The sequence below is a fragment of the Kitasatospora sp. NPDC057542 genome, from assembly GCF_042801945.1.
In the GTDB taxonomy this organism is placed as follows: domain Bacteria; phylum Actinomycetota; class Actinomycetes; order Streptomycetales; family Streptomycetaceae; genus Kitasatospora.
The window spans coordinates 1-6137 of sequence record NZ_JBHVFE010000511.1; the positions used below are offsets into that span (position 1 = coordinate 1).

Consider the following 6137-nt stretch of genomic DNA (forward strand, 5'->3'; position numbering starts at 1 on the left):
GGCTCCACCCGTGATGGCGCGGGGGCCGGTCAGGCGCCGGCGGACGCCAGTCGGGCGTGCCGGCGGGCGGTCGCCTCGGCGGGGTCGAGCACCGGGACGGCGGCCAGCAGGCCCTTGGTGTAGTCGTGCCGGGGTGAGTCGTACACGGCGTCGGCGTCGCCCTGTTCCACGATCCGCCCGGCCCGCATGACCGCGACGCGGTCGCTCACCTGCCGGACCACGGCGAGGTCGTGGGCGATGAAGACCAGCGCGAGGCCGAGGTCGCGCTGCAGCTCGCCCAGCAGCTCGACCACCTGGGCCTGGGTGGTGACGTCCAGCGCGGAGACCGGCTCGTCGCAGACGATCAGTCGCGGCCGGGGCGCCAGCGCCCGGGCGATGCCGACCCGCTGCCGCTGCCCGCCGGAGAACTCGTGCGGGTAGCGGTGGTACCAGTCGGCGTCGAGCCCGACGCGTTCGAGGAGATCGCCGACCCGGGTGCGGATGCGGCGCTCGTCGCTCTCGCCCGCGACGCGCAGCGGGTCGGCGACGGACTCCCCGATGCTGCGGCGCGGGTTGAGCGAGGAGACCGGGTCCTGGAAGACCATCTGCAACTCCCGTCGGATCGGGCGCAGTTCCTTCTCCCCGAGCGCTCCGATGTCCCGGCCGCGATAGTGGAGCCGTCCGCCGGTCGGCTCCAGCAGCCGGACGAGCATCCGTCCGAGCGTGGTCTTCCCGGAGCCGGACTCGCCGACGATGCCCAGCGTCTCGCCGGCCCGCACGGTGAGCGATACCCCGTCCACGGCGGTCACGGGGGCGGCGCGCCGGGCGAGGCCGCCGCGGGTGGCGAACTCCCGGCGCAGGTCGACGGCTTCGAGCAGGACGTCGCCCTCGACGGGCCCGGTGGAACCGGCAGGCCCGGCGAGGGCCTCCGGGGCGTCGACCCGCGGCACCGCCGACAGCAGCGCGCGGGTGTACGGCTCGCGCGGAGCGCCCAACACCTCGGTGACCGGGCCGTGTTCCACCGCCCGGCCGTCCTTCATCACCAGCACCCGGTCGACGCTCCCGGCGACCACGCCCAGGTCGTGGGTGACCAGGACCAGCCCGGCCCCGGTCTCGGCGCGCAACTCGTGCAGCAGGTCGAGGATCTGGGCCTGGACGGTGACGTCCAGCGCGGTCGTCGGCTCGTCGGCGACCAGCAGCCGCGGCTCGCAGGCCAGCGCCATCGCGATCAGCACCCGTTGGCGCATGCCGCCGCTGAACTCGTGCGGACGCGACCGCGAGCGGCGTGCCGCGTCGGCGATGCCGACGCGGTCGAGCACCTCGACGGCCCGGGCCCTGGCATCCCGGCGGGAGACGTCCCGGTGCACCCGTACGACCTCGGCGATCTGGTCCCCCACCGCGTAGTACGGGTCGAGGGCGGAGAGCGGGTCCTGGAACACCATGGCCGCCAACCCGCCGCGCAGGCGCCGGAGTTCCTCGCCCTCGGCGGTGACGGCGTCGACGCCGGCGACCCGGACCGAGCCGCCGATCCGGGCGCCGGTCCCGCGGTGCAGGCCGAGCAGTCCGTAGGCGACGGTGCTCTTGCCGGAGCCGGACTCGCCGACGATGCCCAGCGCCTGCCCGGCCTCCAGGGTGAAGCCCACGCCGTCGACGGCGCGGACGTGGCCGTCGCCGACCGGGAAGTCGACGACCAGGTCCCGGACGTCGACCAGGGGTCCGGCGCTCGGCGGTCCGGCGACCAGGCGTGCGGCGCTCAGGGGTTCGGCACTCAGGGGCACGGCGCTCACGTCAGGACCACCCTTCGGTCGGACACCGCGTAGAGCACGTCCGCGATGACGTTGGCGAGGACCACGCAGAACCCGGTGACGAGGGTGAGGCCCACGACGGTCGGCAGGTCGATCAGTCCGACCGAGGTGACCAGCAGCTTGCCGAGCCCCGGGAGGCCGAAGAGCGACTCGGTCAGCACGGCGGACCCGAACATCGTCCCGAGGTCGATGGCGGTGAGCGCGATCACCGGGGTGAGCGCGCCGCGCAGCGCGTGCCTGGTCACCAGGCTCCGTTCGCTGACGCCGTACGCCCTGAAGGTCCGGATGTGGTCGTCGGCGAGGGCCTCCAGCATGGACGAGCGGGTCAGCCGGGCGTACTTGGCGGACTCGATGAGGGCGAGCGAGACCCAGGGCAGCAGCAGGCCCCAGAACCACTGCTGCGGGTCCTCGGTGAGCGGCACGTAGCTCGGGAACGGCAGCCACTGGAGCTGGGCGCACAGGACGATGAGCAGCACCAGGCCGATGATGAACACCGGGACGGAGCTGCCGGCCAGCGTCAGCCCGGTCAGCAGGCGCTCGCCGAGCCGGCCCCGGCGCAGCGCGGAGACCAGCCCGGCGCCGACCCCGAGGACCAGCCAGACCACCATCGCGCCGAGCGCCAGCGAGGCCGTGACCGGGAGCCGGGCGGAGATCATGTCGGTGACCTGCTCGCCGCTGCGGTAGGAGACGCCGAGGCAGGGCGCCGGGCAGTGCAGCAGGCCCGTTCCGGCGCTGAAGTCGCGGCCGGCGACGATGCCCTGGAGGAAGTGGGCGTACTGCAGGTGGACGGGCGCGTCGAGGCCAAGGCGTTCGCGCACCTGGGCGACCTGGGCGGGGCTGCACTTCTCGCCGCAGGCCAGCTGGGCGGGGTCGCCGGGGGCGATGTAGAAGACCGCGTAGACGATCAGGGAGAGCGCGAGCAGGACGCCGAGCATGCCGACGGCCTTGCGGAGCAGGAAGCGGGTCATGCGGTGGCCTCCTCGGTGGTGCTCGAAGGACGGGCGTCCGAGGCGGGCCGGTCCGCCGGCGAACCGGCGCTGCCGCGCGCCGTACCGACCCGCAGCCGGGAGGCCGCGCGGGGGTCGAGCTCGGTGCGGACGGCATCGCCGAGCACGGTGAAGGCGAGCACGGTGACGAACAGCAGCGCCGACGGGAGCAGCACGTACATCGGGTCCGCACGGAACCAGGTGGTCGCGCCGGAGAGCATCTGGCCCCACGACGAGGTCGGCGGCTTGACGCCCACACCGAGGAAGGACAGCCCGGCCTCGGCCATCACGTTGGACGGCAGCAGGACCGCCGCGTAGGTGATGACCGGCGCTGCCAGGGAGGGCAGCAGCTCCCGGCGGGCGATCCGCCACCGGGTGGCGCCGGCCAGCCGGGCCGCGGCCACGTAGTCGAGCTGCCGGAGGCTGAGCGTCTGCGCCCGGACCAGCCGGGAGGTGCCGCCCCAGCCCAGCAGCCCGATGACCAGGGTCAGCAGGAGCGGGCGGGGAAAGCCGGAGGGCACGACCGCCATCAGCGAGATGGCGAAGACCAGCGAGGGCAGCGCGAGCATCACCTCGGTGGTGTTGCCGATCAGCTGGTCGAGCACCCGGCTGCCGAGGCCCGCGGCCAGCCCGAGCAGGACGCCGATCGCGACCTGGACGAGGGTGGCGCCGACGGCGACGAGCAGCGAGATCCTGGCGCCGTCGACCAGTCGGGCGAACACGTCGCGCCCGGTGCCCGGTTCGACGCCGAGCCAGTGCTCGGCGCTGACACCGCCGAAGGAGCCGTTGGGCACCCCGCCGGCCGCCGAGTCGAGCAGGTCGTTGTGGTAGCTGGTGGGGTCCTGGCCTTCGATCGCGCCGAGCAGCGGTGCCGCCGCCGCGATCAGGACGAGCAGGACGATGACGAGGCCGGCGGCGAGGACGGCGCGCCGCGCGAGCAGCCGCCGCCACACCTGTCGCCCCCCGGCGGCCGGGGAGGCCGCGAGGCCCTCCCCGGCTCTGGGTTCCTGTGGAGCCATGGTTGTCCGATCGATCCGTCCGTCGCCGTCCGCTACTTGACCGCGACCTGGGAGATGTCGAGCACGCCGGTCCAGTCGCTGATGACGATGTTGCGGACGTCCTTGCCGGACAGCCGCTTGTAGACGGGGTGGAACAGCGGGACGGTGAGGGCCTGCTCGCCGATCCGCTTGTCCAGGGCGCCCCAGCGCTTGGCGGCCTCGGCGTGGTCGGTGATCTTGTTGATCTGGTCGATCTCGTCGTTCACCGACGGGTCGTCCAGCTGCGCGGAGTTGAAGTTGTAGCCGTCGGTGACGATCTGCCGGCCGTCGAAGATCGGCGCGAGGAAGGGGCCGCCGGACGGCCAGTCGGCGCCCCAGCCGGAGAGGAAGAGGCCGGGCTCGGTGCTGACGGTGTGGATCGTCTTGGAGTACCTGGTGGAGTCCAGGGACTCCAGCTGGACGGTGATCCCCGCCGCCTTCAGGCCGTCCTGGACGGCGGTGGCCAGGTCCGGGCCGTAGCCCTTGCCCGTGGCGCTGGAGTGGGTGAGCGTGATGGTCAGACCGTCCGGGTAACCGGCCTCCTTCAGCAGCTCCTTGGCCTTCTCCGGGTTGCCGGTGGCGCCGGCCGGGAACGGGTCGTACGGCGTGTACCCGAACGTCTCCTGGTTGGGCAGGTAGGTGGTGGCGGCCTCGGCGAGCGAGGAGCCGCCGGCGGCGTTGACGACCGAGGTGCGGTTGATCGCGTAGGCGACGGCCTGCCGGACCCTGGGGTTGTCGAAGGGCTTGACCTTGGGGTTGAACGCCAGGTAGTTGACGTAGCCGAAGTGGCCGGTGCCCACGCGTGCGGCGAGGGCCTTGTCGTCCTTCACCTGGGCGAGTTCGGAGGGGCCGAGGTTGGTGTCGGTGGTGACGGCGGCCGCGTCGGCGCCGGTGCCGGCGGAGAGCCGCTGGTTGATCACCGCCGGGTCGAGCCCGGACTGCACGTCGATGGTGTCCGGGTACGCCTTGCGCTGGTCGTCCGTCGCCGCGGACCAGTTGGGGTTGCGCGTGAGGACGAGGTGGGCGCCGTCGTTCTCGTTCTTGACGACCTGGTAGGGGCCGGAGGAGACGGGGTGCTCCTGGTACTTCGTCCCGGTGTCCTTCGCCTTCGGGACGGGTGCGAACTGCGTCTGGGTGGCCAGGTACGGGAAGTCGCCCTCGGGCTTGGCGAGATGGAAGACGATGGTCTTCTCGTCCGGGGTCTCGATGGCGCTCAGACCGCCACCGTCCTTGTACGGACCCTGGTAGTCCGCGGCGCCGACCAGCCAGTCCCTCAGGAACGGTGCGCCACCGGAGAGTTCGGGAGCGAACGACCTCTCGATGCCGTACTTGATGTCGGCGGTGGTGATCGGCGAGCCGTCCTCGTACGTGAGGCCGTCCTTGAGCCGGTAGGTCCACACCGTCGCACCCTCCGACGGGGTGCCGGTGTCGGTGGCGAGGTCCGGGACCACCTTGGTGCCGGCCGCGCCGTCGGCCCGGTTGCGGGTGGTGAGGGTGCGGAAGACCAGGGAGGGCACGTTGCCGCCGCCGGAGGTGTAGAGCCGCGCGGGGTCGAACTGGTCCTGCGGGTTCTGGTTGAGGACGGTGAGGGTGCCACCCTGCTGCGGCGCGGCGCCCTTGTCGGCGCCTCCACCGCCGTCGGCCTTCGGTCCGCACGCCGCCACTCCGACGACCAGGGCGACGGTGACGGTCGCCGCGGCGAGGCGGCGGGGGGTGAAGGTGGTTCGAGACATCGGAAAGGGGGCCTTTCGCTACCGATGGTGTACGGAGGAAGGCGGGCGACAGTGAGGCCTTGGGAAGAGTGAGCGGCACCGCGCCCGCAGGAAGGGGCGACGCCCCGACGCGGCGATCACCGCAAAACGCGTCGGGACAGGCGGATTCAGCGACAGAGATTGTCGGAAACGCAGTGCGCGGCCACGCCGATCAGCGCCAGCTCGATGGCGGCGCACTCGATCGGGTGGCGGTCAGACATGCCGAGAAGACTGTATGAATTTAAGTGGGATGTCAAAATCCCCGACACCATCCGGCCTTCGCCGGCGCGTTTCGGAACGGCGGCTCGCGGCCGTGCGGTAAACACCGCCCCCACCGCCCGGGTGAGTTCCGTGAACACCGCGCCGCCCCCACACGGGCGCCACCCGCCTCCTTCGACAGGACGCCGGTCAGCGCGCCCCGCACCCACCGCGCGCCGTGCCGGCCCGGGAGCCGAGGAGGGACGAGAGCACGGCAGCGGCGTGCGGATTCTGCTGCCGGGACCGCTGGAGCTGCGACCCGCCGAGGGCACGGCCGTCCACGCCGGAGGCGCCGGCGCGGGCCGGGCCCCGGAGAAGGGG

At 72.8% G+C, this 6137-nt stretch carries 5 protein-coding genes; all 5 read right to left on the reverse strand.

What is annotated here, in order from left to right:
• Positions 1–29 precede the first annotated feature (29 nt).
• The 5 genes from ACFU7Y_RS38100 to ACFU7Y_RS38120 all read right to left on the reverse strand — a co-directional run bounded on the left by ACFU7Y_RS38100 (position 30) and on the right by ACFU7Y_RS38120 (position 5917).
• The gene (locus ACFU7Y_RS38100; RefSeq protein ID WP_308020117.1) at positions 30–1721 is read right to left on the reverse strand and encodes an ABC transporter ATP-binding protein; all 1692 of its coding nucleotides are present in this window, start codon (positions 1719–1721) and stop codon (positions 30–32) included.
• 41 nt (positions 1722–1762) lie between these two features.
• Positions 1763–2752, reverse strand: coding sequence for an ABC transporter permease (locus ACFU7Y_RS38105; RefSeq protein ID WP_224273600.1), 990 nt, complete (start codon positions 2750–2752; stop codon positions 1763–1765).
• A complete protein-coding gene (locus ACFU7Y_RS38110; protein ID WP_224273602.1) occupies positions 2749–3789 on the reverse strand; it encodes an ABC transporter permease in 1041 nt (346 codons plus the stop codon). The genes ACFU7Y_RS38105 and ACFU7Y_RS38110 overlap by 4 nt, the downstream gene beginning before the upstream one ends.
• A gap of 32 nt (positions 3790–3821) precedes the next feature.
• A complete protein-coding gene (locus tag ACFU7Y_RS38115) occupies positions 3822–5540 on the reverse strand; it encodes an ABC transporter substrate-binding protein (RefSeq protein WP_380771097.1) in 1719 nt (572 codons plus the stop codon).
• A 146-nt stretch (positions 5541–5686) separates the two neighbouring features.
• Positions 5687–5917 carry a hypothetical protein gene (locus tag ACFU7Y_RS38120; protein ID WP_224273606.1) on the reverse strand — a complete coding sequence of 77 codons (231 nt, stop codon included), beginning with the start codon at positions 5915–5917 and terminating at the stop codon, positions 5687–5689.
• Positions 5918–6137 lie beyond the last annotated feature (220 nt).